Raw genomic sequence first — 304 nt, forward strand, 5'->3', positions numbered from 1 at the left:
TACACATGTATTCGATCTGAATGGTACTGTGCATGAGAAGCGTTGGAAGAAATAAAAATGAACCCTTTTAATCCTAAACACTATGACTAATAATCCTTTGAATAATCCGGATCATCCTCTTCACATCAAGACCTATCAAGACTTTTTAGCCGATGTAAACAACCCCGTGGTGATGCCCACGCTTTATATAGGCGGTAAACCATTTTTGGAACGAGAGCATTTTAGGGTAGAGATACATCAATACACAGGCAAGCACGATGAATTTACCATTATTGTATCCGATGAAGTGGTAGATGACTTCTAT

General features: G+C 38.5%; 1 pseudogene. It reads left to right on the forward strand.

Annotated elements, in window-relative coordinates:
• Window positions 1-82 precede the first annotated feature (82 nt).
• Window positions 83-304, forward strand: a pseudogene (locus VQ048_RS12915) (type VI secretion system Vgr family protein); the annotation flags it as partial.

This window comes from Bergeyella anatis (assembly GCF_036016955.1).
Classification (GTDB): Bacteria; Bacteroidota; Bacteroidia; order Flavobacteriales; family Weeksellaceae; genus JAYWXI01.